The 26,103-nt window shown below is 67.8% G+C and carries 16 protein-coding genes; 9 read left to right on the top strand and 7 right to left on the bottom strand.

The features are described from left to right. Nucleotides 1-211: 211 nt before the first annotated feature. Genes J8N05_RS32630 through J8N05_RS32615 form a run of 4 tightly spaced genes read left to right on the top strand, consistent with a single transcriptional unit; the run spans nt 212 to nt 4,708 of the window. Nucleotides 212-2,842 (top strand): sensor histidine kinase, encoded by a 2,631-nt coding sequence (locus tag J8N05_RS32630; RefSeq protein WP_210889159.1) that lies wholly within the window; start codon nt 212-214, stop codon nt 2,840-2,842. Beyond that, nucleotides 2,839-3,522: a response regulator gene (locus tag J8N05_RS32625; protein WP_107021531.1), complete on the top strand. Its 684-nt coding sequence runs from the start codon at nt 2,839-2,841 to the stop codon at nt 3,520-3,522. Before J8N05_RS32630 ends, J8N05_RS32625 begins: the two co-directional genes overlap by 4 nt. A 46-nt stretch (nt 3,523-3,568) precedes the next feature. Continuing rightward, nucleotides 3,569-3,967, top strand: a complete 399-nt coding sequence (locus tag J8N05_RS32620; protein WP_107021532.1) for an OB-fold nucleic acid binding domain-containing protein — start codon at nt 3,569-3,571, stop codon at nt 3,965-3,967. 3 nt (nt 3,968-3,970) lie between these two features. Then, nucleotides 3,971-4,708 carry a DUF3159 domain-containing protein gene (locus tag J8N05_RS32615; protein ID WP_210889158.1) on the top strand — a complete coding sequence of 246 codons (738 nt, stop codon included), beginning with the start codon at nt 3,971-3,973 and terminating at the stop codon, nt 4,706-4,708. Nucleotides 4,709-4,842: 134 nt separating this feature from the next. On the opposite strand, the gene J8N05_RS32610 is transcribed toward J8N05_RS32615, so the two are convergent. Beyond that, nucleotides 4,843-5,520 (bottom strand): potassium channel family protein, encoded by a 678-nt coding sequence (locus J8N05_RS32610; protein ID WP_210889157.1) that lies wholly within the window; start codon nt 5,518-5,520, stop codon nt 4,843-4,845. After that, nucleotides 5,520-6,191, bottom strand: a complete 672-nt coding sequence (locus J8N05_RS32605) for a potassium channel family protein (protein WP_107021535.1) — start codon at nt 6,189-6,191, stop codon at nt 5,520-5,522. The genes J8N05_RS32610 and J8N05_RS32605 overlap by 1 nt, the downstream gene beginning before the upstream one ends. Nucleotides 6,192-6,790: 599 nt before the next feature. Here J8N05_RS32605 and J8N05_RS32600 point away from each other — a divergent pair. Further along, a complete protein-coding gene (locus tag J8N05_RS32600) occupies nt 6,791-8,860 on the top strand; it encodes an APC family permease (RefSeq protein WP_210889156.1) in 2,070 nt (689 codons plus the stop codon). A gap of 208 nt (nt 8,861-9,068) precedes the next feature. Further along, nucleotides 9,069-10,409, top strand: coding sequence for a class I SAM-dependent RNA methyltransferase (locus tag J8N05_RS32595; protein WP_210889155.1), 1,341 nt, complete (start codon nt 9,069-9,071; stop codon nt 10,407-10,409). 2,977 nt (nt 10,410-13,386) lie between these two features. Here J8N05_RS32595 and cas7c read toward each other — a convergent pair. From cas7c to cas5c, 3 genes are read right to left on the bottom strand one after another with little or no spacing between them, the layout of a single operon-like run. Continuing rightward, the gene (gene cas7c, locus J8N05_RS32590; RefSeq protein WP_210889154.1) at nt 13,387-14,256 is read right to left on the bottom strand and encodes a type I-C CRISPR-associated protein Cas7/Csd2; all 870 of its coding nucleotides are present in this window, start codon (nt 14,254-14,256) and stop codon (nt 13,387-13,389) included. Nucleotides 14,257-14,313: 57 nt separating this feature from the next. Beyond that, nucleotides 14,314-16,146, bottom strand: coding sequence for a type I-C CRISPR-associated protein Cas8c/Csd1 (gene cas8c / locus J8N05_RS32585; RefSeq protein ID WP_210889152.1), 1,833 nt, complete (start codon nt 16,144-16,146; stop codon nt 14,314-14,316). A 1-nt stretch (nt 16,147) separates the two neighbouring features. Beyond that, complete coding sequence (gene cas5c / locus J8N05_RS32580) at nt 16,148-16,918, bottom strand: type I-C CRISPR-associated protein Cas5c (protein ID WP_210889149.1); 771 nt, start codon at nt 16,916-16,918, stop codon at nt 16,148-16,150. A 258-nt stretch (nt 16,919-17,176) separates the two neighbouring features. Between cas5c and J8N05_RS32575 the strand changes: the two genes are divergently transcribed. Both J8N05_RS32575 and J8N05_RS32570 read left to right on the top strand, forming a co-directional pair. Next, nucleotides 17,177-19,480 (top strand): CRISPR-associated endonuclease Cas3'', encoded by a 2,304-nt coding sequence (locus J8N05_RS32575; protein WP_210889147.1) that lies wholly within the window; start codon nt 17,177-17,179, stop codon nt 19,478-19,480. 1,144 nt (nt 19,481-20,624) lie between these two features. Further along, the gene (locus J8N05_RS32570) at nt 20,625-21,116 is read left to right on the top strand and encodes a hypothetical protein (protein ID WP_210889145.1); all 492 of its coding nucleotides are present in this window, start codon (nt 20,625-20,627) and stop codon (nt 21,114-21,116) included. Nucleotides 21,117-21,329: 213 nt separating this feature from the next. On the opposite strand, the gene J8N05_RS32565 is transcribed toward J8N05_RS32570, so the two are convergent. Further along, a complete protein-coding gene (locus J8N05_RS32565) occupies nt 21,330-21,536 on the bottom strand; it encodes a hypothetical protein (RefSeq protein WP_210889144.1) in 207 nt (68 codons plus the stop codon). Nucleotides 21,537-22,244: 708 nt separating this feature from the next. Here J8N05_RS32565 and J8N05_RS32560 point away from each other — a divergent pair. Continuing rightward, on the top strand, nt 22,245-22,526 hold the full coding sequence (locus J8N05_RS32560) for a trypco2 family protein (protein ID WP_208881778.1): 282 nt from the start codon (nt 22,245-22,247) through the stop codon (nt 22,524-22,526). Nucleotides 22,527-22,659: 133 nt separating this feature from the next. Here J8N05_RS32560 and J8N05_RS32555 read toward each other — a convergent pair whose 3' ends face one another. Continuing rightward, complete coding sequence (locus J8N05_RS32555; RefSeq protein ID WP_210889143.1) at nt 22,660-25,464, bottom strand: ATP-dependent helicase; 2,805 nt, start codon at nt 25,462-25,464, stop codon at nt 22,660-22,662. Nucleotides 25,465-26,103: the final 639 nt, after the last annotated feature.

Genomic DNA, 26,103 nt, shown 5'->3' with positions numbered 1-26,103 from the left:
GGATTCGTCCGCGGGTCCGGTGGGGGCTGGTCGCGCCGTTCCCCGCGCCCCTGAAGGCAAAAGACTGCGCCGTTCCCCGCGCCCCTGAAGGTCCGTGCGCGTCAGGGTTGTGTCAAGGTCATCCCTGTCCATGCCTGCTGTCTCGTTTGTCCGGATCGTCGGTCGTATGGTCTATCCAGCCACGCAGTGTGTTTGGGAAGACAATGAGGCCATGGGACGCGGCAAGCTTCGGATCTACCTCGGTGCGGCACCCGGCGTCGGCAAGACGTACGCGATGTTGTCCGAGGCGCACCGCCGGGTCGAGCGGGGCGCGGACTGCGTGGTGGCCTTCGTGGAGCACCACGACCGGCCGCGCACGGAGGTGATGCTCCACGGTCTTGAGCAGATCCCCCGCAGGGAGCTCGTCCACCGCGACGCCGCCTTCACCGAGATGGACGTCGACGCGGTCCTGGAGCGCGCCCCCGCCGTCGCCCTGGTGGACGAACTGGCGCACACCAATGTGCCCGGCTCCCGCAACACCAAGCGCTGGCAGGACGTCGAGGAACTGCTCGCCGCCGGCATCGACGTCGTCTCGACGGTCAACATCCAGCACCTCGAATCGCTGGGTGACGTCGTGGAGTCGATAACGGGCGTACGCCAGCGCGAGACCCTGCCGGACGAGGTGGTGCGGCGGGCCGACCAGATCGAGCTGGTCGACATGTCGCCCCAGGCGCTCCGCCGCCGGATGGCGCACGGCAACATCTACAAGCCGGACAAGGTCGACGCGGCCCTGTCCAACTACTTCCGCCCCGGAAACCTCACCGCGCTGCGCGAGCTGGCCCTCCTCTGGGTCGCCGACCGCGTCGACGAGTACCTCCAGCAGTACCGGGGCGAGCACGGCATCCGCTCCACCTGGCAGGCCCGCGAACGCATCGTCGTCGGCCTCACCGGCGGACCCGAGGGCCGTACGCTGATCCGCCGGGCCGCCCGGCTGGCCGAGAAGGGCGCCGGCGGCGAGGTACTGGCCGTCTACATCGCCCGCAGCGACGGCCTCACCTCCGCCTCGCCCAAGGAACTGGCCGTCCAGCGGACCCTCGCCGAGGACCTGGGCGGCACCTTCCACCACGTCGTGGGCGACGACATCCCGTCCGCGCTCCTTGAGTTCGCCCGCGGCGTCAACGCCAGCCAGATCGTGCTGGGCTCCTCCCGCCGCAAGGCCTGGCAGTACGTGTTCGGGCCCGGCGTCGGTGCCACGGTCGCCCGTGAGTCGGGGCCCGACCTGGACGTGCACATCGTCACGCACGACGAGGCGGGCAAGGGGCGCGGCCTGCCGGTCGCTCGGGGCGCGCGCCTGGGCCGGTCCCGGATCATCGCGGGCTGGCTGACCGGTGTCGTCGGCCCGGCGGTGCTCGCGCTGCTGCTGATCAACGCCGACGCGGATCTCGGGCTCGCCAACGACATGCTGCTGTTCCTGACGCTGACCGTGGCGGCGGCCCTGCTCGGCGGACTGCTCCCGGCCCTCGCCTCGGCGGCCTTCGGCTCCCTGCTGCTGAACTACTTCTTCACCCCGCCGCTGCACCGGCTGACCGTCTCGGACCCCAAGAACATCGTCGCCATCGTGATCTTCGTCGGGGTGGCCATCTCGGTCGCCTCGGTGGTGGACCTGGCGGCCCGCCGTACCCATCAGGCGGCCCGGCTGCGTGCCGAGTCCGAGATCCTCTCCTTCCTCGCGGGCAGCGTCCTGCGCGGCGAGACCAGCCTCGACGCCCTCCTGGAACGGGTCCGCGAGACCTTCGGCATGGAGTCGGTCGCCCTGCTGGAGCGGGCCGGCGACGTCGACCCGTGGACCTGCGCGGGCAGCGTGGGCCCGCGCCCGCCGACGCTCCCCGAGGCCGCCCACGTGGACATGCCCGTCGGCGACCACACCGCGCTGGCCCTCTCCGGCCGGGTGCTGCCCGCCGAGGACCGCCGGGTGCTGGCCGCCTTCGCCGCCCAGGCCGTCGTCGTCCTCGACCGCAAGCGCCTCCAGCAGGAGGCCGACCAGGCCCGTACGCTCGCCGAGGGCAACCGCATCCGCACGGCGCTGCTGGCCGCCGTCAGCCACGACCTGCGGACGCCGCTGGCCGCGATTAAGGCCGCCGTGTCGTCCCTCAGGTCGGACGACGTGGCCTGGTCCGAGGAGGACGAGGCGGAACTCCTTGAGGGCATCGAGGCGGGCGCCGACCGGCTCGACCACCTGGTGGGCAACCTGCTCGACATGTCCCGCCTCCAGACCGGCACGGTCACCCCGCTGATCCGCGAGATCGACCTCGACGAGGTCGTCCCGATGGCCCTGGGCGGCGTACCCGAGCACAGCGTCGAACTGGAGATCCCCGAGACGCTGCCCATGGTCGCCGTCGACCCGGGCCTGCTGGAGCGCTCGGTCGCCAACCTCGTCGAGAACGCCGTCAAGTACAGCCCCGAGGACGAACGTGTCCTCGTCGCCGCCAGCACGCTCGGCGACCGGGTGGAGGTACGGGTCGTGGACCGGGGCCGGGGCGTCCCGGACGAGGCGAAGGACCGTATATTCGCTCCCTTCCAGCGGTACGGCGACGCCCCGCGCGGTGCCGGGGTCGGCCTCGGCCTCGCGGTCGCCCGGGGGTTCGCCGAGGCCATGGGCGGCACGCTGAACGCCGAGGACACCCCTGGAGGGGGCCTCACCATGGTCCTCACGCTCAGGGTGGGCTCAGCCCGCCCGAAAGCCCCGGACGCCGCGGAACCCGTACAAGAAGAGGCCGTACAAGAAGAAGCCGTACAAGAAGAGGCCCTTCAGGCGGAACGCGTACAAGAAGAACCCGTACAACCGGAAAGGCAGGCTTCATGACCCGGGTCCTCGTGGTCGACGACGAGCCGCAGATCACCCGAGCACTCGTGATCAATCTCAAGGCACGCAAGTACGAGGTCGACGCGGCCCCCGACGGCGCCACCGCCCTCCAGCTCGCCGCCGCCCGTCACCCCGACGTCGTCGTGCTCGACCTGGGCCTGCCCGACATGGACGGCGTCGAGGTGATCAGGGGACTGCGCGGCTGGACGCGCGTACCGATCCTCGTCCTGTCCGCGCGGCACTCCTCCGACGAGAAGGTCGAGGCCCTGGACGCGGGCGCCGACGACTACGTGACCAAGCCCTTCGGCATGGACGAGCTGCTCGCCCGGCTGCGCGCGGCCGTCCGCCGGGCCGAGCCCACCGGCGGCGGCGAGGACGACGTGATCGTCACGACGGAGGACTTCACCGTCGACCTGGCCGCCAAGAAGGTCCACCGGGACGGCCGCGACGTACGCCTCACCCCGACCGAGTGGCACCTCCTGGAGGTCCTGGTGCGCAACACGGGCCGCCTGGTCAGCCAGAAACAGCTGCTCCAGGAGGTCTGGGGCCCCTCCTACGGCACCGAGACGAACTACCTGCGGGTCTACATGGCCCAGCTCCGCCGCAAACTGGAGGTGGACCCCTCGCATCCGCGGCACTTCGTCACCGAACCGGGGATGGGCTACCGGTTCGAGCGTTAGTGCTACGGGTACGTTCCTGTCAGCGGCCCCCGGTACGCTTTGAGCTATGAGTGCTGTCCCTCGATCCGAAAAGCCGGCGGGCCGGTTCCGGCGCATGATCGACCGGCTCTCCTCCTCCCAGGAGGACCTGGAGTCGGAGGAGCTGCGCGAGGACGCCGAGACCGCGGGCTGCACCCGTATCGGTGACTGCCGCGACCGACAGGTGGTCACGGTTACTGGTACCTTGCGCACGGTCACCCTGCGCCCGAGGGCCGGTGTCCCGGCCCTGGAGGCCGAGCTGTTCGACGGTTCGGCCGCCCTGGACGTGGTGTGGCTCGGCAGGCGTTCCATCGTGGGGATAGAACCGGGGCGCAAGCTGATGGCGTCGGGCCGTATCTCGATGAGCCGGGGCCGGCGCGTGCTGTTCAATCCGAAGTACGAACTCAGACCCCTCGGACGGGAGTAGCCGGTGACGTCGCTCGACAAGCCGACCGAAGACGCCCAGCGGGACGCGCAGGATGCGCAGGACTCACGGGCGGTGACCGAAGCCGCCCTCTTCGAGGCGTTCGGCGGTCTGCGGGGCATGATCGAGACGGTCCTGCCGGGCCTGCTCTTCGTCACGATCTTCACGATCAACAAGGATCTGCACTCGGCGGCCATCGCGGCCCTCGGTGTCTCGATCCTGCTCGTCGTGGTCCGTCTGGTCATGAAGGACACCGTCAAGCATGCGTTCAGCGGTGTCTTCGGTGTCGCCTTCGGTGTCGTCTTCGCGATGATGACGGGCAACGCGAAGGACTTCTATCTGCCGGGCATGCTGTACACGCTCGGGCTCGCCCTCGCGTACATCGTCACGACGCTCGCCGGAGTGCCGCTGATCGGCCTGATCCTCGGGCCGGTCTTCAAGGAGAACCTCTCCTGGCGTACGCGCAACCCCGGCCGCAAGAAGGCGTACGCGAAGGCCAGTTACGCGTGGGGGCTGATCCTGCTCGCCAAGTGCGCGATCCTCTTCCCGCTCTACTGGTGGGCCGACACGACGCAGTTCGGCTGGGTCCTGATCGCGCTGAAGATCCCGCCCTTCCTGCTCGCGGTGTGGCTGACGTGGGTGTTCCTCGCGAAGGCGCCGCCGCCGATCGATGTCTTCGCCGAGATGGAGGCCGCGGAGAAGGCCGAGAAGGAACGGCAGGCCGCGGCTCGGTCCGCGGACTAGGTGCCCTGCGTCCACGCATGAAGAAGGTCCACGCGTGAAGAAGGTCCACGCGTGAAGAAGGTCCACGCGTGAAGAGGAGGGCGCCCGGAGAAATCCGGGCGCCCCCTCCTCGTATCTGCTGGTGCTGCTGCTCGTCAGTCCGTCGTGGACTCGCGGCGTACCGACAGCAGGTCCTCCAGTTGTTCCTCGCGGGCCTGGGCCGCGACGAACAGCAGCTCGTCACCCGCTTCCAGGGAGTCCTCGCGCGTCGGGGTGAGGACCCGGGTGCCGCGGATGATCGTGACCAGCGAGGTGTCCTCGGGCCAGGCCACGTCGCCGACCTGGGTGCCGGCCAGCGCGGACTCCGGGGGCAGGGTCAGTTCGACGAGGTTGGCGTCGCCGTGGCTGAAGCGGAGCAGCCGGACCAGGTCGCCGACGCTCACCGCCTCCTCGACCAGGGCCGACATCAGGCGCGGGGTCGAGACGGCGACGTCCACACCCCACGACTCGTTGAACAGCCATTCGTTCTTGGGGTTGTTGACGCGGGCAACGACCCGCGGGACCCCGTACTCGGTCTTCGCGAGCAGGGAGACGACGAGGTTGACCTTGTCGTCACCCGTGGCCGCGATCACCACGTTGCAGCGCTGGAGCGCCGCCTCGTCCAGGGACGTGATCTCGCAGGCGTCGGCGAGCAGCCACTCCGCCATCGGGACGCGCTCGACCGAGATGGCGGTCGGCGCCTTGTCGATCAGCAGGATCTCGTGCCCGTTCTCCAGGAGCTCGCCCGCGATCGAGCGGCCCACGGCGCCGGCACCGGCAATGGCGACCCTCATCAGTGACCGCTCTCCTCTTCGGGGCCCTCGGCGAACGACGCCTCGACCTTCTCGATGTCGTCCGTGCGCATCATCACGTGCACGAGGTCGCCCTCCTGGAGAACCGTCTGCGAGGAGGGCAGCACCGCCTCGCCCAGGCGGGTGAGGAAGGCCACGCGTACGCCGGTCTCCTCCTGGAGCCGGCTGATCCGCTGGCCCACCCACGCGGTCGACGCGTGCACCTCGGCGAGCTGCACCCCGCCGGTGGGGTCGCGCCACAGCGGCTCGGCGCCCGAGGGCAGCAGCCGGCGCAGCATCTGGTCGGCCGTCCAGCGGACGGTGGCCACGGTGGGGATGCCCAGGCGCTGGTACACCTCGGCGCGGCGCGGGTCGTAGATACGCGCCGCCACGTTCTCGATGCCGAACATCTCGCGGGCCACCCGGGCGGCGATGATGTTCGAATTGTCGCCGCTGGAGACGGCGGCGAAGGCGCCCGCCTCCTCGATGCCCGCCTCGCGCAGGGTGTCCTGGTCGAAACCGACGCCGGTCACACGACGGCCGCCGAAACCGGAGCCCAGTCGTCGGAAGGCGGTGGGGTCCTGGTCGATCACGGCGACCGTGTGCCCCTGTTGCTCCAGGGTCTGGGCGAGAGCGGAACCCACTCTGCCGCAGCCCATGATGACGATGTGCACGACCGTCCTTCCGGTGTGAAAAGTTACTGCTCAGGCTGAAACAGGGTCTCAGACCGACGCCCAAGCTACACACGCGCGGTCCGTCGGCGGCACCCCCGTGCACATTGGCCCCACACCGTGATGACGATCGGCCCGACCCGGTGATGACGATCTGCCTGACCCCGTGATGACGATCTGCCTGACCCCGTGATGACGATCGGCCCGACGGCGTGGCGACGATCGGCGGGCCGGTGCTGTTCTGGTGCTGTTCCGGTGCTGTCCCGGCGCCGTCGGCGGTCAGCGGCGGCTGATGCTGCGCACGCTGACGAGGGCCAGGACGCTCAGCACGACCAGTCCGGCCGCGGCGCCGATGAGCTCGGCGGTGGCGCCGGTGAGTTCCGCGGTGGCGAGCATGGAACCTCCATGAATTGGCAAAGGGGAGCAAAGTTTTGGCTTTTTTCATATAGGCACGGACATTCGTCTGGCCAGGGATTACATAAGCGAGCGCACACCGGATTTCACTCGTAGAGCAGATCCCGGTCACGGATCCCACCGATCAGGCGTCCCGGTGGGCGGGGGAGGGTGGGCGAGGCCGTGTTCGAGCGCTTACGATCCTCACCGTGTCCAAACTGACCGACGTGCCCAAACGGATCCTGATCGGGCGCGCACTGCGCAGTGATCGGCTCGGAGAAACTCTCCTGCCGAAGCGCATCGCACTCCCCGTTTTCGCTTCCGACCCGCTCTCCTCCGTGGCGTACGCGCCGGGAGAAGTGCTGCTCGTCCTGTCCATCGCGGGCGTGTCGGCCTATCACTTCAGCCCCTGGATCGCCGTCGCGGTCGTCGTGCTGATGTTCACCGTCGTGGCCTCCTACCGGCAGAACGTGCACGCCTACCCCAGCGGCGGCGGCGACTACGAGGTGGCCAACACCAACCTCGGCCCCAAGGCCGGTCTCACCGTCGCCAGCGCGCTGCTCGTCGACTACGTGCTCACCGTCGCCGTGTCGATCGCCTCGGGCATCGAGAACCTCGGCTCGGCCATCCCGTTCGTCGTCGAGCACAAGGTCCTGTGCGCGATCGCCGTCATCGTGCTGCTCACGCTGATGAACCTGCGCGGGGTCAAGGAGTCGGGCAAGCTCTTCGCGATCCCGACGTACGTCTTCGTGACCGGTGTCTTCCTGATGATCGCGTGGGGTGCGTTCCGCGGACTCGTCCTCGGCGACACCATGAAGGCACCGACCGCCGACTTCACGATCAAGGCCGAGCACCAAGGGCTCGCGGGCTTCGCCCTCGTCTTCCTGCTGCTGCGCGCCTTCTCCTCCGGCTGTGCGGCGCTCACAGGCGTCGAGGCGATCAGCAACGGCGTCCCGGCCTTCCGCAAGCCCAAGTCCAGGAACGCGGCGACCACCCTCGCCGCGATGGGCCTGCTGGCCGTCACCATGTTCTGCGGCATCATCGCCCTCGCCATGGCGACCAACGTCCGCATGGCCGAGCGCCCGGCGCACGACCTGCTGGAGAACGGGGTCGCGGTCGGCTCGGACTACGTCCAGAACCCGGTGATCTCCCAGGTCGCCGAGGCCGTGTTCGGCAGCGGCAGCTTCCTGTTCATCGTGCTCGCCGCGGCCACCGCGCTCGTACTCTTCCTGGCCGCGAACACCGCGTACAACGGCTTCCCGCTGCTCGGCTCGATCCTCGCCCAGGACCGCTATCTGCCGCGGCAGCTGCACACCCGCGGCGACCGGCTCGCCTTCTCGAACGGCATCGTGCTGCTGGCCGGCGCGGCCATCCTGCTGATCTGGATCTACGGCGCCGACTCGACCCGCCTCATCCAGCTCTACATCGTCGGCGTGTTCGTGTCCTTCACGCTGAGCCAGACCGGCATGGTCCGGCACTGGAACCGCCACCTGGCCACCGAGAAGGACCAGGCCAAGCGCCGCCACATGGTCCGCTCCCGGGCCATCAACGCGTTCGGCGCCTTCTTCACCGGCCTGGTCCTGGTCGTCGTCCTCGGCACCAAGTTCACGCACGGCGCCTGGGTCGCCCTGCTCGGCATGGTCATCTTCTACGCGACGATGTCCGCGATCCGGAAGCACTACGACCGGGTGGCCGAGGAGATCGCCGCGCCCGAGGGCCCGTCCGACGACAGCCTGCGTCCCTCGCGCGTCCACTCCGTCGTCCTGATCTCCAAGATCCACCGACCGGCGCTGCGGGCCCTCGGCTACGCCAAGCTGATGCGCTCCGACACCCTGGAGGCGCTCAGCGTCAACGTCGACCCGGCCGAGACGAAGGCCCTGCGCGACGAGTGGGAGCGACGTGGATTCACCGTCCCGCTGAAGATCCTCGACTCGCCGTACCGCGAGATCACCCGACCGGTCATCGAGTACGTGAAGGGGCTGCGCCGGGAGTCCCCGCGCGACGTGGTGTCGGTGATCATCCCCGAGTACGTGGTCGGCCACTGGTACGAGCACCTGCTGCACAACCAGAGCGCGCTGCGGCTCAAGGGCCGGCTGCTGTTCACGCCGGGCGTGATGGTGACGTCCGTGCCGTACCAGCTGGAGTCCTCCGAGGTGGCCAAGAAGCGGGCCCGCAGGCGTTCGGAGTGGACCGCTCCGGGCTCGGTGCGGCGCGGTCCGGCGGAGCACCGGCCGAAGGAGCCGTCGGGGTCGTCGGGGTCGTCGGGGCCCAAGCGCTGAGGACCCGGGCGGCCGGGTCGATGTGCTCGTGGTGAGCGGTCGGGCGGTGTCCACGTAGACTGGTGGGCTGTTGTCCGGCTGCTCCGGCTGCTCCGGCTGCTCCGGCTGCCCGGCGGTTTCGGCCGCCGTCGGCAGTACCGGCCGCCTCGGTAGCCCCGGCCGTCAGTTCCGGCAGTCCGTTCCCATTCGCATCTGGAGTCACCCCGTAATGCAGGCAGAACCGAAGAAAACGCCGGCGGGGTCGCTCGTGGGGCAGGAGTACGAGGTAGAGGTCGGCCCCGTCGCGCACGGCGGGCACTGCGTCGCCCGCACCGACGCCGGCCAGGTCCTCTTCGTACGGCATGCGCTGCCCGGTGAGCGGGTGCTCGCGCGGGTGACGGACGGCGAGGAGGACTCGCGGTTCCTGCGCGCGGACGCGGTCGAGATCCGGGAGGCCTCCAAGGACCGGGTCGAGGCCCCGTGCCCCTACGCGGGACCTGGGCGCTGCGGCGGCTGCGACTGGCAGCACGCCAAGCCGGGTGCGCAGCGGCGGCTGAAGGGCGAGGTCGTCGCCGAGCAGCTGAAGCGGCTCGCGGGCCTGACCCCGGAGGAGGCCGGCTGGGACGGCACGGTGATGCCGGCCGAGGGCGACAAGCTGCCGCCCGGCGAGGTGCCCGCCTGGCGCACGCGCGTGCAGTACGCGGTCGACGAGGACGGCAACGCCGGTCTGCGCCGCCACCGTTCGCACGAGGTCGAGCCGATCGAGCACTGCATGATCGCCGCCCCCGGGATCTCCGAGCTGGGTATCGAGAAGCACGACTGGTCCGGCATGGAGTCCGTCGACGCGATCGCCGCGACGGGTTCGCAGGACCGCATGGTCATCCTCGAACCGAAGCCCGGCGCCCGGCTGCCGCTCGTCGAACTCGACAGGCCCGCCTCCGTGATGCGCGTCGAGGAGCACGACGGCGGCATCCACCGGGTGCACGGCCGCGCCTTCGTCCGCGAGCGCGCCGACGGCCGTACGCACCGGGTCGGCAGCGGCGGCTTCTGGCAGGTCCACCCTCAGGCTGCCGACACGCTGGTCAAGGCCGTGATGCAGGGCCTGCTGCCGCGCAAGGGCGACATGGCGCTCGACCTGTACTGCGGCGTCGGCCTCTTCGCCGGCGCGCTGGCCGACCGCATCGGCGACAAGGGCGCGGTGCTCGGCATCGAGTCCGGCAAGCGCGCGGTGGAGGACGCCCGGCACAACCTCGCCGCGTTCGACCGCGTCCGCATCGAACAGGGCAAGGTCGAGGCGGTCCTGCCGCGCACCGGCATCACCGAGGTCAACCTCATCGTCCTGGACCCGCCGCGCTCCGGCGCCGGCAAGAAGACGGTCCAGCAACTGACGTCACTGGGCGCCCGCAAGATCGCATACGTGGCCTGCGACCCGGCGGCGCTGGCCCGGGACCTGGCGTACTTCAAGGAGGGCGGATACCGGGTGCGGACGCTGCGGGCGTTCGATCTGTTTCCGATGACCCACCATGTGGAGTGCGTCGCGATCCTCGAACCGGCGGCTAAGGGCTCCTGACCTGCACTTTTGCGCGTGCGCATTATGTGCGGTGTGGGCGTTACGGGCGATATCTTGACGCTGAAATGACGCTCGTGACGCTCATTTGACGCTCGTTCTGATGGGGTGTCAGGCGCCTTGTCGGCAGGTCAGACCCTGTCAAGAGTGACGAGCATCGATGGGGCGCAGAGGGCAGGTGACGCTGAGCGCAGACCTGCTGAGTCCTGCTGGTCAGATGTCCCGGGAGAGACCAGTGAGCGCGGTGCCCTCTTGTATTCGGTGTGGTCAGCAGCGTCGTTGAGATCCTCGGCCGCTCCGAAGTACGACCCTCAGTGGGGTCTTGATTGTCCTTGCGTAGAGACGTGGCCGACGTTGCGATCCTCGGTTACCCCGGAGGACGACCGCCACTGTAGACGCCGTTCGCCTTGGCGTCGGCGTTACAGACGTTGCGATCCTCAACCGCTCCGGAGGGCGACCGCTAGTCGGTCTCGGTGCTTTCGAAGTCCATGAGGTTGTCGTTGCGATCCTCGGCCACCTCGAGGAGGGAGACCGTCAGGCTAGGTGACGCATGGAGTACGTACGCCGTTGGCGGTGTTGCGATCCAAAGGCCGACCGCCAGGGGCGGCGAAGCGGCGCTGGCTGGACCCGAAACGGTTGCGTTCCTGGCGGTCACTCTGGAGGACGACAACCAGGCATGCGATAAGGGGGTGGTGTTGGAGCCGACCGGGACGTCGGTGGGGTCGTTGCCATTCTCGGTCGCCCCAGAGGCGACCACCAGAAAGTCCGCAAACCGATACGCTGCCATTGGCGGTCGCCTCCGGGCGGGTGACCGCCAGCGCTGTAGTGGCGGTGTGGACGTCCACGCCAGCCAGGTTTGATCTTTCCACACCGGAGAGCGACCGCCAGTGTGACGACCTTACCGACAACCCAGGTGCGGGGGGCGTTGCGATCCTCGGGTGCCTCGAAGGACGACAGCCACCGGTGTGTAAGCCGGTCACAATCCTCAGTCCTCCAGAAGGATGACCACCACGACGTCCTGCTGCTGCACGTCCACGCGGCAGTTCTGTTGCGCTCCCCGGCTGTCCCGGAGAATGACTGCCAAAATGTCGGCAAGGCTAGCGTGAACGCAGGTCCCGACGTTGCGATTCTCGGCCCCTCCGGGAAGGCGACCGCCACATCTTCGGCTTGTTGGTGCGTCGTACAGGCCAGTGTTGTGATCCTCGCTGGCGCGGTCGCTCGTTGCGATACCTGGCCAGCCTTAGAGGGCAACGCCCCTCAAGGTCGGGCGCATATCAAAGGCGACGACAGCTGCGTCGCGATCCTTGTCCCTTTCGTCGGCCAAGAGTAGGTTGCATCTCTGGCCGCCTCAGAGGACAACCGCGCGCTCCAAGGCGCGGCCCAGAGAAGGCAACCAGCAGCCGAGTTCCGCCACCAGCCGGACGCCCGGCCGGTGTTGCGATTCTCGGGCACCCCGGAGGGCCGACCGCCCTTGGGTAGAGGGTGACGCCCCAAAGCCGCATTCGGCGGTTTCGACCCTCAGCCACCCCAGAGGGTGGCCGCCAGCGAAGAAGTTGGTGCGCACCTTGCGCTGGAAGTCGATGTTGCGATCCTTGGTCGCCTCGGAGAAAGACCGTCAGTGGAGCCTAGTGTGGCGCCCGTGCCTTCGTAGGCGGGGTGCGATCCTCGGCCACCTGGAGGGCGACCGCCACTTGCTGTTCGGCACTTATGTCCAGGCCGAAGCCGAGGCTGGGATCCCCGGGTCGCCCCAAGGGGCGACCAGTCACCGGGCGAACTGATCTACCCGAAGATGTCGCCGTTGGCGTTGCGATCCTCGATCGCCCGAGTGGGCGACCGCCATCCTCACAAAGGGTGTGATCGTCGGGTCCAAATCCGCCGTTGCGATTCTCGGCCGCCCCAGAAAACCACTGGTGCGAGCCGCCGTACATGACCTCTACGCCGTAGTTGCGATCCTTGGTCGCTCCGAAGTGCGACCACCACCATCTCGTCAAAGACGCAGCCGTTTCAGTTGCGATCCTCGGCCACCCCAGGGGACGACCGTCACTCGATACCGTGTACAACCAGGGCATCGTCGGTGTGTGGTTGCGATCCTCGATCACCCTTGAAGGCGAACGCCACGACACCCGTTGCACGCGTCTCCCGCTTCTTCCTACAGGTTGCGACTCTCGGTCATCTTGAAGGGCGAGCGTGATGGTGGTGCGGATCGGAGCCGTGTAACCCCATGGGGTATTGCGATTTTCGGGCATCCCGGCGAGCGACTGCCACGACGAGTTTGCCGACGATGGGGCCCGCCACGATGTGGTTGCGATTCTCCGTTGCTCCCTAGGACGAACCGTTGCTCTGCGCCGTGTTGTTGGTTTCGTCGCACATGACGTTAAGATCCTCGGCCGTCAGGCAAGACGACCACCTCCCGGTGCCCACGGAGAGGGCCATGGTGGCGAGGTCGGGGTTGCGATCCTCGGTCGTCCCGGAGGACAACCGCAACCTTGACGTAGGCGTCGTGCTGTTCGGTGCAGGCGACAATCCCCTGGCCCCCGAGCAGCGACCGCTACGCTGAAGCGCTGTCCGCACAGTGGACAGTGATCGTGTTGCGGTTCCTGGCCGCCCCGGAGGGGCGGCCGAGCACGGCAGACTAATCCGCCGCAACTCCGCGTTACATATACGTCGCGATCCTCGGCTGCCCTGGGGGCCGACCGCCATTAGCCAGCAGGACATGACCATCTGCGCGTTCATGACGTTGCGATCCTCGGCCGCTCTGAGGGGGCAACCGCCACCGGAGCACACAGTCCCGATCGTGCGGATGATATTCGGGGTTGCGATCCTCAGTCACCTCGGAGGGCGACCGCCAGCACGCGGCCGTCCGGTGTCAGGCATCAGGCGTGCTCGTTTCCATCCTCCGCTCCCCCGGAGGGCGGCACCATGTCTGGAGCTGGCGGATGGAATCGACGGTTGCGACCCTTGGCCCCCACAGCCCGGGAGTTCAGTCGATGAGCCGGGCCAGCGTCACCCCGGCGGGCACGTTGTCTTCGTCCATGGTGACCCGGTCGGCGTAGTCGTCCCAGGAGCGTGCTTCGCTGTGGCCGAGTGGTTTGATGCGGATCAGGTCGAAGAGCTTGTGGGCGGGGGCTCGTCCGTAGGCGTCGTCGTGGGAGAAGACGTACAGGCCGCGGATGGCCATTTCGCCGCGGGAGGATGCCCGGTCGTGGTCGAACATCATGGTCAGGGCCTGCCAGTAGGAGGCGAGGTCTTCCGGGGTGATTCCCGCCTTGGCGCCGAGTGCTCCGGAGTAGAAGCCGTGTCCGCGGTAGAGCCCGTAGGGGACGTAGTGCTTGTTGCCCATCTCGGTGACCTTGCCCTTGGCCAGGTCCTCGGGCTTGTTCGGGGCGACACGGGTGATGCCGGCCTCGAGCGGAGTGATCGGGTCGATGGAGCGGGAGAAGGTGAGCTGCATGGGCCCGCGGGCCCTTCCCGCGTGCTTCTTCTGGTCGCCCACGGACATGACGGCTCCGAACAGGCGCACGTCCCAGAAGTTGCGGATCATCCACTCCTGCGCGGTGGCGGTCTCGCCTTCCTTGGCGCCCCCTTCGACGTAGGCGCGCTGGATCTGCGGGTTGAGGGCGACGCCCTGTTCTACGTACATCTCGAAGCCGGGCCGGCCCTGGTGGACGAGAGTCACGGTGTTGCGGATCTTGCGCTTGAGAGCGACGTCGGTGACGAGGCCCTGGCCGGTGATGGGGTCGGTGCGGGGCATGCCGCCGGCGTCGGGGTCGCCGTTGGGGTTGCCGTCCTTGACGTCGATGAGGAAGACGTAGTCGTGCTTGCGGGTGGGGTCCAGGTGCGCGTCGGTCATGGCTGTGCTCGGTGTCCTTCCGGGGCTGTGGCGTTGTGGTGAGTTGGCGGCGGCGTGTTACCAGCGGGTGTTGTCCGAAGCGTCGGCGTCCTCGGCGGAGGCTTCGGGGAGGGCGTCCGCTTGCTGTTCTGCGGCGAGTTCCTTGCCAGCTTCCCGCGCTTTGATGGCTTCTGCCGCAGCGCGTGCGGAGTGAGCCCGCTGGTGGTCGTAGCCGAGGATGAACAGGGCCTGCTGTTCGGTGCTCAAGTGGGCGGGGATGGTGTCGAGCAGGTCGAAGGCGTCCCGCAGCCGACTGTCCATGGCCTTGGCCGCAGGGCCACTGGTGCGGGCGATGGTGCGCAGGTGCGGTCGTGCTCCGATACGGAGGCGAGTGAGGACGGCTCTGGGGGAGACGACCGCGGTGCTCAAGTACTTGTCGGTGATGGTGGTGTTGACCTTGGGCATGGCCTTGCGCTGGATCGCTTCGAGCATGGCCATGATCCGTCCGCATACGTAGCCGGGCTCGGTCGACTGGGGGTTCAGCTGGGGCACACAGAGCTCCTTGTGGCGAGTGGTCGTACGGATCAGGGCGAGGCGGAGCAGGGCGAGGCGGGGTCGGTCGAGGTGGTGGTCGGCGCGGATGCGCTGCAGGAGGACCGGCAGGAGATGGGCCGGTGGGGCGGCTCCGTGGAGTGCGGCTTTGGTGAGGTCGGCCTGCAGGTGCTTGGGGACGGTGGTGTCGACGTACTTGTTCTTGCGCTTGTCCCAGCGGGCGCAGGCGAGGGCGAGTCGCCAGACCGACCAGTAGGTGTAGGTGTTGTTCCAGCCGTCCCAGGTCTGCTGGTCGGCGAACCAGGTCCCGAGTCTCCGTTTCAGTTCGGGGACGGGGATGGTGATCCAGTCGGCGACGATGACCCTGTTGGTGTTCACGCGCAGGGTGAGGGCGTGGAAGGCGTCCTCGTCGAGGACTGCCAGCGCGTCTCGTCCCCGCCGGGGGTAGCGCACTCCGGCGACGAGCTGGGCCACTTCCTCGGGTCGGGGGTCGCGCAGGGTCCACATGGCTGTGTCGGTGCCGGGGTCACGGGTCCACCAGACGATGGCGCAGTCGTCGGCAAAGGCGCGGTGTTCGGGGTCGGCGAGCAGCATGTTGAGGGCGGTAGCGGACTTGGTGCCGCAGTCGACGCAGATGGGTGTGGCACCGAGCTGCTTGGTGCCGGCCCGGAAGTGGGCGGGTTGGTTGAGGCAGACCAGCTGGGTGTTCATCCCGGAGTTGGGGATGCCCTTGATGGGAACCGGGAGCGTGGACAGCAACGGCATGACGTGTCCGCACACGAGGCAGAGCCCTTGGTTCGCCTTGCCCGCCTTCCCGCTCTTCGCCTTCTTGACCTTGTCAGCCCACCAGCTTCTGGCTTCCGGCAGGTCGTGGACCCACTCGCCGTCCACGCTGATGGCAACAAGGTGGTCCTTGTCCATCTCCAGCGGCCATGCGGTCGGCGCGTGGCTGTTCAGCCATGCGGCCACCGTCTGCGCCTGAGGAAGGTGGGGGTGGTCATTGCACCAGGAAGTGACCAGGTCACGGTAGGCGGCGTGCCGGGTCCTCGCCTTGGTGACGGCGGCAGAGTTGACCGAGAGGACCTTCTCCCCGTCCGGCCCTTTCACCAGGCCGTGATGGGCGAGCGCGAACTGGGCGGTGTCGGCGAACAGGATCGGTGCCGGCTTGGACCCCGAGCGTCCGGTGTACGGGGCGGTGATCTTCCGCTGTTCCTGACGGAGGTCGATGACCAGTGGTTCGGCGTTCCCGATAGCCGTGCCAGAGAGATCGATCTGCCACATGACCCGGCGCGCGAGATAGTACTCGGGCGTGTCGCCCTGGCGGCTGTCGGCTTGCTGGACGAGGCTCTGCAGCAGCACGTCAGGCCACCTCCTCCGCGGAGGCGCGGCCCTCGGCCCCAGGCATGCCACTGACCTCGGCGGGGGCGAGTGGACGGTCGGGCACGTGGAGAACGCCGTGCTCGAGGCTGGCTCGGAACCAGTGGTAGCGCTCTTTGCCCTTCGGGAGGTACTCGATGTGGTGGAGCATCAGCCCGACCTCGTCGATGGGCGGAATGCCCGCCTGGTCGGCGGCCGTGACCACGCTGGCCTCCTCCGCCGATCCACGAGGCCCGAAGAAGGCTGCGAACTCGCGGCAGCCGAAATGGGGCTGCTCGTAGCAGGCACCACGTGCGAGCCGGCGGTCGAACTGGTCGCGGTACTTCGGCAGGGGCGCGGTGCACCGGTCGGTGGCGTGGATGGTCGCGTGGATGCGGTAGGCGACGTCGCTCAGGGCGACGGTGACCCGCTGGCCGCGGTCTTCGACGACGTCGTAGCGGTAGCCGTTGTTGGCCCGCAGGCTCTCGTAGGCGTTCTTGGTGATGATCGAGTTGTTGACCTCGTTGCGTCGAAAACGAGTCCACCTCACCGGCTTGAGCTGCTCGATCCGTTCGACCCGGTAGGTCATCTCCGGCTTCCAGAAGATGGCCTCCAGCACTCCCCTCGCCGCGGAGGGGGTCATGGTCGGATAGGAAACACGTTCGACCTTGAGTTCCGGGCGGGTGAAGCACGCCAACGGCCCCCACGCCTCCACCTCAACGTGTAGCGGCCGGTCCGCGCGCTCACCGCGCCGCCGGGTCTGCTCTCTGGTCATACAAACTTCCCCTTCCATGTGCGGCTCGGCCGGTTGTCAGTGGTGCCCGTTACCGTCACGACACTGGCGATCGACCCGGATTTCCTGCAGCCACCCAAAGCGTCGCTATGACCCCGGGTCGGCAGCTGGCCGATCCGCGACTCACGTGACCCGGGTGGACCGGTAACGAAATGTGGTGGTCTGGTGGATTCTCGGCGCATAAATGATGAGATGTCAAATTGCCTTGTATGGACGGCAGTTGATCCGATAGGTGGGGCGATGCCGGTTCCGGAAGGCAGGCTCGTGGCTCACTCGCCGGGCCACCAAGGGGCATGGCACTGGTACGAAGACCACGCCCGCGGTACGGGCGAGCTGGCCCGTCGGTTCGCAGAGCCGTGGGGAGGCGGTGACCTTGCCTACCGGCTCGGACGCGACCACGACACGGGCAAAGGGGCCTGTGCCTGGCAGGAGGGGCTGATCGAGGAGGTAACCTCCGGCCGCAAGACCAGACGGCCCCCGCACAACGACGCCGGAGCCCTCCTGTTCGCTCGGGCGGCCGAGCAGTTCCCCGCTCTGCTGCCCTGCGCCGGTGTGATCGAGGGACACCACGCCGGTCTGTCCGCGTGGTCGGAAGTCCGCCTCCGGCTGAAGGCCCTGATGGCCGACTCCAGCGAGGCGGACGAAGCCATCCACCGAGTCGCCGCGGTCATGCCGGAAATCCTGGACGGCTCATGCTCGGCCGCCCCGGACTGGCTCGACCCACGTGACAAGATCGCTGTGGAGATGTTGGTCCGCATGACCTACTCGGTCGTGGTCGACGCCGACCGGCTTGACACCGCCGCCCACTTCAGACCCGGCACGCACATCCGGCCGCACGTCGGGATGCCAGAACTGTGGGAGCGGTACGAGGACCGCCGCCAAGAGGCCCTCGCCGAACGCCAGCGCTCCAAGGGTGCCTCCTGGCTGGACAAGCTCCGCGAGAACGTCTACCAGGAGGCACTTGAAGCCGCTGCCGGCAAGCCGGGCGTGTACCGGCTGCACCTTCCGACCGGCGCCGGAAAGACGTTCACCGGCGGAGGCTTCGCCCTACGCCATGCCTCCCTGCACGGACTGCGGCGCGTCATTGTCGCGGTCCCGTTCATCTCGATCACCGAGCAGAACGCAGCGGAGTACCGAAGCCTCCTGGACCCGGAGCAAGGACCGCCGGTGGTGTTGGAACACCACTCAGCCGTGAACGTCGAAGCTCCGCAGCAACGCGCGCCGCAGTCCGCCGGCCCCTCGATGAACATGCGCCACGGCCAGAAAGGGGGTCAGCCCAACCGGTGGGCGAAACTGGCCACCGAGAACTGGGACGCCCCCTTCATCGTCACCACCACCGTCCGCCTGATCGAAACGATCTTCGGAAGCACCCCCTGGGCCACCCGCCGACTCCACCGGCTCGCCAACTCCGTGATCGTCCTCGACGAGGTCCAGGCTCTCCCCGACAGGCTCCTGACCCCGATCCTCTCGGGCCTACGGGAACTCGTGGAGCACTACGGCGTCACCCTCGTACTGTCATCGGCGACCCAGCCGGAACTCGCCGCACTGAACCCCTGGCGCTCCGGCCTTCCGCAACGTGACGTCGTCGCCGACCCCGCACCCCTCTTCAAGCAGCTGCGCCGCGTCAGATACGAGTGGCGGACCGGCCCGGAAGTGACCCTCGCAAGCATCGCCGCCGAGGCGGCCGAGTACGACCAAGCCCTCGTCGTGGTCAACGGGACCAAGGACGCCAACCAGGTCCACCGCACCTGGCTCAGCACGAACCGCGACGAGGACCCAGGCGTCGTACACCTGTCGACCCGCATGACCGGCGGCCACCGCCGAGAAACCATCCAGGCGACGAAACAACGCCTGGAGCGGGGCATGGACACCCTCCTCGTGGCCACCTCGCTCATCGAAGCCGGCGTCAACCTCGACTTCCCCCGCGGATACCGCGCCAGATCAACACCAGAGTCCGAACAGCAGGCCGCCGGACGGGTCAACCGCGAGGGCAAACGCCCCGCGAAGGACAGCGTCATGACCATCTTCGATCCCCGGGACGGCCTCAACCCGGAGATGGTCTACAACACGTGCGCCATCGCAGCAGCGTTCCGCCGCTTCGGCGACGGGCTGGCCGACCCCGACGATCTGGACGTCCTCCGCTCGTACTACCAGCACCGCTACCGCCTCCAGGCAGGACAACACTCCAAGGACCCCAACGGAGCCACCGGAGAAGTCATCGAAGCGCTGCGAGCAAAGCTGCACTATCCAGAGGTCGCGCACAGAATGCGAATCATCGACAACGAACACTCCGTCGCCGTGGTCGCCATCCGCCCTCACCTCGAAGAAGAAACCCGACAGGCCGCCCAGAAGGCCGTCGACCAGCTCCGCAGCGACCTACCAACGCCAGCGACCTACCGCACCCTGCAGGAACACATGGCATCCATCCCCGAGCGGGAATTGGGACTGGCGATCGACGCCGGCCACGCAATCGAAATCGCCGGTGACCTGCACCACTGGGTCGGCCCCTACCACCCGCAACGGGGCATCGAACCTCCTGCATAACCATTCAGACCACCAAGCAATGCCTCACCAGCACGCTTGCGGAACTGAAACCGCCAGCGGGCCGCCAAAGTGCGGTGATCAGCTTGTAGCAGTGAAATTTCGAGTGTTTGGAAAACCCGAATCCGTCGCGGTGGTCGTCTTCCGTGCGACCGAGGATCGCAACCCCGACCGCGCCGGGGTTGCACCTGTGGCAGTTCGAAGTGGCGGTCGCCCTCAGGGTTGACCGAGGATCGCAACTGCAGCAGGCCCTGACGGGTTGTGGGCTTCAGCCGGTGGCGGTCGTCCACTGGGACGACCGGGATCGCGATAACACCGAGTCCACTGGGATCGATGCGAGCGGCTGGGATGTGGCGGTCGTCTTCCGGGACGATGGAGGATCGCAACTCCAACGCCGCGTCGAAGTGCGACGGCCCGAACTGGGTGGCGGCCGCTTGCCGGGGTGACCGAGGATCACAACGGCACAACCGGGGCGGGCAAGTCCCCCATCCTCCAGCCTGGCGGTCGCTCTGGGGGGCGTCCGAGGATCGCAACGACCAGAAAACACCGCACTGGGCCCTGCCCACGTGTGCGGCGGTCGCCCTCCGGCGCGACCGAGGATCGAAACATGGGCAAGCAGGCCGAGGGCGCCGGAAGGCTGGAGGCGATGGTCCTCCGGGGGGAAACGCAACACCACGTCCGGGATGATGGAGTGGTCAACGAGCACGTGTGGCGGTCGTCCTTCGGGGCGACCGTGGATCGCAACTCCGGGTGTGGCAGGGGTTCCAGGAGCTGACGCCCCTGTGGAGGTTTCCTTCCGGGGCGACTGAGGAACAGCGTCGGCTTCAGCGTCTGGGACACCGCCGAGGACGTGGCGGACCGAGGATCGCAACGACGAACTCGCACTCAAGCTGCGCGAGGAGGCCATGTGACGGTCGCTCTCCCGGGGCGACCGAGGATCGCAACGCCCACGGGTCGTAGGGCAGCGCCTGTGACGCGTAGCGGCGGTCGTCCTCGGGGGCGACCGAGGATCGCAACATCTGCCACGCGGGCGGCGGCAGCTCCGGCGGTAAGGTGGTGGCCGCTTTCCAGGGCAACCGAGGATCGCAACAGATCGGCGCGCCCGGACTTAGTCAGCCCCGCGTACAGGTGGGGGTCGCCCTCTGGCGTGGCCGAGGATCGCAATGTCTGGGTGGAGCTGGCGGATTACGACGAGGTCAAGGGGTGGCGGTCGCCTTCCGAGGCGACCGAGGATCGCAACGGCGGGTACACCGGGCACGGCAACATCATCATCGAGGGTGGCGGTCGCTCTCCCGGGGCGACCGAGGATCGCAACTTCGAACCGGCCAAGTCGGTCGACAAGGACGGCAACGTGGCGGTCGCCCTCCGGGCGGCCGAGGATAGCAACATGTCCGCGATCAAGTCCGTAGTCCGCTGGCAGAAGGTGGCGGTCGCCCTGCGGCGCGACCGAGGATCGCAACTGGCTCACCTCCTCCGCCGCCCCCTACACCCCGGCGTGTGGCGGTCGCCCTTCAGTGCGACCGAGGATCCCAACATCGACGACGTCGAGAAGACGCACGGCCTGCCGGACGGTGACGGTCGTCCTTCGGGGCGACCGAGTATCGCAACGAAATGTCCTGGCAGGGGAACCCTGCGGTGATGGTGGTGGCGGTCGCCCTCCGGGCGACTGAGGGTCGCAACCACAGTCCGAAGTGGGACAGCACAGCTGTTGCGAACGTGGTGTGCCCTTCGGGGCGATCAAGGATCGCAACACCCCCAGCGGGTGGACGTACCGGGTCGATGAGAGCGCGGCGGTCGCCCTCCGGAGCGACCGAGCATCGCAACCTCAACTGGACCGCGCTGGGGCTGCTGATCAAGCACTGTGGTGGTCGCCCTTCGGGGCGACCGAGGATCGCAACATGTAGCTGGCGTCGGCGAAGGTGGCGCCGGCCATGAGTGGCGGTCGCCCTTCGGGGCGATCGAGGATCGCAACGACCAGTTCCAGGCCCGCTGGGCGGAAACCCACCGGGTGGCGGTCGCCCTCCAGGGCGACCGAGAATCGCAACTCCTTGCGCAGCAACGCGTTGAACAGCCCGCGCGGGGTGGCGGTCGCTCTCCAGGGCGACCGAGGATCGGAACGCGCCGATCAGGATGGCGTCGGATTCGGCGCGGACCTGGTGGCGCGGTCGTCCTCTGAGGCGACCGAGGTTCGCGACAGCGTCGGCGCCCACGCCTCCATGACGGGGTTCTTGTGGCGGTGGTCCTCCAGGGGCGATCGAGGATCGCAACCAGTGGATTGGCGACCTCGACGACACCGTCGCCATGGTGGCGGTCGCCCTCCGGGTGACCGAGGATTGCAACTTGTCGTTGGTTGGGTTCAGCGTGGTGTGACCCGGCGTGGCGGTCGCCCTCCGGGGCGACCAAGGATCGCAACCGCGCTCTGCGCGGGGCCGCCGGGCGCGGCCATGTGGTGGCGGTCGCCTTCCGAGGCGACCGAGAATCGCAACGGGCACGCCAACACGCTGACGGAGTGGCTGCGCGGGTGGCGGTCGTCCTTCGGGGCGGCTGGGGACCGCTACACCGTGGCCCCGTCGGGCCAGGTGCGGTTGACGACGTGGATGAGCGACATCCCCGATCCGCCGCCCGATGCCAAGTCGCCACGGTTCGCGAAGGGGCAAGGGCATAGGCAGAGGGGAAAGCCTCCCGGCCTTCGGCGTCCGAGCAACAACAACTTGCCGACGTGGTCTAGCGTTTGTCCTTCTAATCCTTGACGACGGGGGCACTCGCGGTGATCGGTCTGAAGGAAGCCATCCAGGCCACGTATGACGAGCTGACGGCTGCGGCAGACGGGGGCGCCCATAACCCCCTGCGCTTTCAGTACAGCAGCATCGAGCTGGAGATGACCATCGCTATGAGCGACTCACGAGAGCGCCAGGGAGGACTGAAGGTCTGGGTCTTGGACGGCTTCCGGAAACGGATTCGCGGCAAGACCTCTACGCACACGGTCCGGGTCACCATCGAGCCGCACACCTCCGCCGGGGGAGAAGTCGCCTACACGGTGCACGAGTGATCACCTTCAGCACGCCTCGACCTGGTCCGGGTTCCAGACGCCCTCGCCGGTCGCGTCGGAGGTGTGGAGGTTGGGCCGTGGTGCCGGTATCGCACAACACCGCGGCCCAACGGGCCGACATGGTCGAGCAGTGTTACGGAGTGCTGGGCCGGTCCCGGCAGATTGCGGCGAAGTCGCAGGCGGCGCAGGTGCCGCACCACGAGGTCTTGCGGGGCATGTCGTTGTGGCGGAGTTGGTCCCCGGCCTTGGCGACCTTGCCGGAGATCTCCTTCAGCAGGGTGTCGTTGACCTCCTCGCGGCTGCTGCGGCTGCCCTCGTCGAGGTTCAGGACCTCGACGAGGTCGGCGCGTTTGCCGCTCAGTTCCTCGTACCCCGCAACGTAGATGTGCAGTTGATCGCGGGTGACAGCGTCAGCCTGGGCGCGTTCCTTGGACTTGAAGTCCACGATGGACTGCTCACCGGTGTCGATCCGGCGGATCAGGTCGATGCGTCCGCTGACGGTCACCCCCGGCGTGAGGTGCACCTCCACCGGCTGCTCGGAGTGCACGGTGAGGGCCAGTCGCGAGCCGTTTTCGCGGAGGTAGCGGTGGACGGAGCGGATGGCCGCGTTGCGCAGCTGTTCCTTGAGCGGCTCCGGTGCGAACGGAGCGTGCAGGTGCCGGTCGACGAGCGCCTCCACCTCCGTCGTGTCGACGATGTCGCCCTTCACAGCGCGCTTGTGCACCTCGGCCATCACGTCATGGAGTGACTTGCCATACCCGAGTTCCTTCTGCAACGGCGAGTCGAAGCCGTACAGGAACCGCAGCTTGAACTGGTACGGACATTCGAACAGGTACTTCAGCTCGCTGAAGCTGAAGACGATGTCGGGCGTGTCGGCCAGAGGGGTTGAGGGCAGCCGGTTCAGCGTGGACTCGTCGGGCCTGGCGGCCTCCCGGGTCAGGACGTAGGTGTTGCGGGTCGCCTCGGCGAAGAACTGCGACTCCCGCTGGTAGAGCTTGCCTGGCCCAGGAGAGAAGGAGAGGGCGAGGTACTTCTGGGCGCGGGTCGCGGCCACGTAGAAGAGCCGGCGCTCGTCGTCCTCGCTGCCGCGGTAGCGGTCGGCGTCGTTGACGGCGGCCTCCGGGACGATGTGGAACACACCGAGTCCGCCCTGCCGTTTGCTGGGAAAGCGGTTGCGGCGCATACAGGGCACGAACACCGCCGGCCACTGCATGCCCTTGGCCTGGTGGACGGTGGCGATCGTGACGGCGTCGGGCCGGGCGTATCCGGCGTCGGCGTCACTCTCCTCGTAGTAGTCGCCGGCCTGGTGCTCCAGCCACTTGGCGAAGGTGGCGAACCGGTCCGGCGGGCTGCTGAGGAAGTGGATGCGCTCGTAGTCGCCGATGGCGGTGCTGAATCGTCCCAGGTTGTAGAAGGCGAGCTCGCTGCGCTCGCGGCCGACCTCGGCCGTGAGGTGTTCCTCGCGGACGCCGACCTCGCCCAGGAAACGCTGGTAGGTGCCCTGGATCGTGTAGGTGTCCCAGGGCATGCCCTCCGCCCAGCCGCGGGCCTCGTCGAGGATCTTCACCCCGCGTTTCAGGGCTTCCTCGCGGAGCCCGAGCCGGGCGTCCGTCCAGGCCGTGACGACGGCGTCGCCGTCGACGGTTCCAGCGATGTAGTCGAAGCAGGTCTTGGCGGCCTGGACCTCGGGCGTCTGGAACAGGCGGCTCAGGCCCTTGATGATGTAGCGGATGCCCCGGGCGCGCATCTCTGTGACCAGCGGGTCGGCGTCGCCCGACACGCTGCGGAAGAGGACGGCGAAGTCAGAGTACGCCAGGCCCCGTGATGGCGCGCTGGCACGGTCGGTGAAGGGCAGGCCGATCATCCACTCGATGCGGTCGCAGATCCACGCGGCCTCCTCCTGCGGCGTACCGAAGGAGAGGGCCAGCAGGTCGCCGCGGTCATAGCTCTGGTGGCCACTGGCGATCATCGACTTGCTCAGCCGACGCGAGGGATCGATGCCCTCCGCCACCCGGCGTGCAAGGTCCACCACCGCCTTGGACGAGCGGAAGTTCTCGTTGAGCGTCACGGTCTTGGCGCTGCTGTGGCGGGTGGTGAACGTCAGGATGTTGTTCACCGCGCTTCCACGCCACTGGTAGATCGTCTGGTCGTCGTCCCCCACGACGCACAGGTTCGCGCCGAACTGGATGAGGCCGGCGATCAACTGCTCTTGGACGGGGTTGGTGTCCTGGTATTCGTCCACCACGACGTACCGGACCGTGTCCTGCACGTGGGCACGCAGATTGACCACGGGTTCGCTGGCCGGCCCTCCCGTACTCGGCGGCGGGAGCAGCAGGTCCGCGGCGAGGCGGAGGATCTCGCTGTAGTCGAGGTAGTGAAGGCGCTGGAGCAACGCCCGGTAACTGCTCAGGCCGTCGAGTACGTCCGACGGCGACTCGTCCTGGTCGATCTCGTCCTCGCGGAGCATGCCCAAAACTCGTTGGTAGAGACGGGAGTTGACGTATCGCTTCATCGGGCGGGTCGGTTTGCCCTTGGTGCGGATCTGTGTTGTCGTCAGACCGCTGGCCCGGCTGTTGCGGTCGATCAGAACACGAGCCTGTACATCGCTGAGGACAGTGCACTTGAACGTTTCCGGCACCTGGGACTGCAGCATGCTCAATGCGTAGCCGTGCATGGTGCCGACGAAAAGCTCGGCCAATCCACGGACATCTCCCAGTTCCTCTCGGACGCGAGAGACGATGCGCTGCTTCAGCTCTCCGGCCGCCCGGTCGGTGAACGTGAAGGCGACAATGTGCCGCGGCTCAACACCGGGCAGTCGGAGCAACTTCACCACCCGCCGGGCGATGACTTCTGTCTTTCCGGATCCGGCGCACGCGACGATTCCCAGGTGCCTGTCCACGGTGTCGATCGCTGCCAGCTGATTAGAGGTCAGTTGCACCGAGGTGCCCTCCACTCGTCACGTCGGGGACCTGCTCCCCGAGCGACGAACTGTGTACCAAGCGGCACTGACAGTCCCTTCATTGCTGCAACGCGTTATCTATCACCAGTTCGAATTCCGCTTGGTGCGCCTGTCGGGCAATCCGCCTAATGTCCTCTGATTATTTCCATCGAAGGTGCACTAATCGCCTCACTCCAATGTGTATGCCTGCTCGATTTCTATCTCTGGTGTGTTCGATGCGTCCACTGGGGCTGGGGGAGGCGGCGGGCGCTGCCGGGTGGCTCCCGCGCCAGGAGACGTACCCCGCCCTCGATTGCAGCGTCGCGAATTCGTTGACGGGCAGCGAGTTCGATGGAACGAGTCGTAAGTCCTTGCAGGCATACAGCTGAGGAACGGCCGGGTAGTGGTACGAACGACGCGGTGCCGACCGCGTCGGCTGACTTCCGGACGTCCGAACGATCGTCGTACATTGCAAGCGACTTGTGCCGGAAAATCGAACCTGAGTCAGGATGGTGCCGCTAGCACAGATGTATCGCGCCGCGCCGAAGGCACCAGGTGCTTAGAAGGCGCCTGGCGAAGACATGCATGCTGCGCCTGTGACCTGCCCATACGTGCTGCCCTGGTCGACCGCCGGTGAAT

Source organism: Streptomyces liliiviolaceus (genome assembly GCF_018070025.1).
Classification (GTDB): domain Bacteria; phylum Actinomycetota; class Actinomycetes; order Streptomycetales; family Streptomycetaceae; genus Streptomyces; species Streptomyces liliiviolaceus.
This window is presented reverse-complemented; position numbering and strand designations above follow the sequence as displayed.